The sequence below is a fragment of the Bacillus cereus group sp. BfR-BA-01331 genome (assembly GCF_022663915.1).
In the GTDB taxonomy this organism is placed as follows: domain Bacteria; phylum Bacillota; class Bacilli; order Bacillales; family Bacillaceae_G; genus Bacillus_A; species Bacillus_A mycoides.
On the sequence record NZ_JAKUGJ010000095.1, the window covers coordinates 1 to 1947 of the forward strand.

A 1947-nucleotide genomic window follows, 5' to 3' on the forward strand; every position below is an offset into this window, starting at 1 on the left:
CTTGTATATATGCTGGAGAAGCTTTCATACCATTTCGGTACTGTGTCAACTGCCCGTCTGCAATATTTAAATCTTGATATACCATTTGTCCAGAACGAATACTACTATCTCCACTACCATAACGAGATACAACCTGTGTCATTCCACTGGAATCTTTTGCTTCAATCCATGACTTATTATTCGTTGTAACTAGACGTACAGCGCCTTTGGCAACAGATTGCGTTCCTGTATGGTCTGTTGTCGTTGGTACCATTCTCTGAATCTCCTGAATCTCTTTTGCTTCAGTTTGAACTGCTTTATTGTACGGGTTATATTTACTTACCGTACGTGCAGCTGCTTGGTAAGCACCTGCGCCACCAATCACACCAGCAGCATAGCTTAATCCTTTTGTGACATTGTAATGGCGTTCTGCCGCGTTACCTCCTAATGAAGTATGAACAGCGGCTGCACTTCCACTTATCGCTTTTTGTACTGCATTCCCTCCTGCCTGCTGAACAGTATCTGACGCATTAAAGTATGCTTTTGAAACATTCTCTAGTGCATTTGTAGGCATAAAATGTTTGACACCTTCCATCACACTCATGCCAATCTTCGTACTTTGCTGTGTCATACGTCCCACAGCTGAAGTTGGGATAGACATTTTGCCAGCACTTTGTGCAACACTTGCTACACCTGCAGACGCATCTGCATAAGAACGTTGAATTTCAGAAACGGAAAGATTTCCTGCACGCGCCATACTCGCTTGCGTTTGTGTAGCTGCATACACAGCTTTATTGATTGCACCACCTGCAGCAACACCGTGTGATCTAACTCCTTGAATAGAACTTGTAATCCCAGAGCTTACTTGTTGGCTCACTGTCCCAAGGGTTGCATGACTCTGTAAGCCTTTCGTTAATTGCGAAGCAAAAGCATCCTTATTGATATACGACTGGGCATGTAGACTCTTACCACTCGTATCTTTTGCTTGTACTGGCATCGCTCCAGTTTGTACTGCTGCTTGCTGAGCTACTGCTTTAAATTCATTTCCTTTTTGATTTAAATGTGTCTGCCAAGCCTGCTCTTTTTGCGGTTGAGACATGGTTGGGGACAAGTTTTTCATAAAGGTTGCTTGTTGTTCTGCCGCATATCCCTGTTTAAAGGATTCCGTAGAAGCTTGGACCAGGTTCCCAACATTACTTACTTGTTTGGCATTCTGACTTCCATATCCACTTGTCAAACCATGTGTTTTCACGCCATTGACTGCCTTTTGAATGCCTGCAGTACTGGATACACCCATTGCATATAAGTTTGGATTATTTTGTAACTGTTGTGATAAATGAGAAGCGAAAGCTTTCTTATTCGCATAGCTTGTACCGTCTTTTTGCTGAACAATACCTGCTTGCTCTGCAGCTCTTTGTGCATGATTTTCGAACCCTTGTACTTTGTGACCTACATGCTTGTTCCATGCCGCTTCTTTTTCTTGTTGTGGTAAATTCGCAGGCAATTGCTTCATAAATCCAGCCTTATGATCTGCAGTATATGCTTTCTTAAATGCAGCAGTAGAAGCACCGACAAGAGCACCAACTTGTCCCATATTTTGATGGCCACTTTCTAACGTTTCTCCTTTTACTCCTTCAACTGCTTTCCCGACTTTTCCTAATGCAAGTTGAGAAGCAAAAGAATCTTTATTCACATAGGATTTATCAAACAAGTTATTTCCTTGCTTATTTGGATTGCTTTGTAATTGTTGTGATAACTGAGAAGCAAAAGCTTCCTTATTGGCATAGCTAGTCCCATCTTTTTGTTGTACAATCCCTGCTTGTTCTGCAGCTTTCTGTGCATGATTTTTAAATCCTTGGACTTCCTGACTCAAATGTTTGTTCCATGCCGCCTCTTTTTCTTGTTGTGGTACACCTGCAGAAAATTGCTTCATAAATCCAGCCTTATGATCTGCAGCATACGCCTTTT

At 42.0% G+C, this 1947-nt stretch carries 1 pseudogene; it reads right to left on the minus strand.

Going from position 1 to position 1947, the window contains the following annotated elements:
- Positions 1-1947 (minus strand): annotated as a pseudogene (locus MR155_RS30955) (hypothetical protein); the annotation flags it as partial.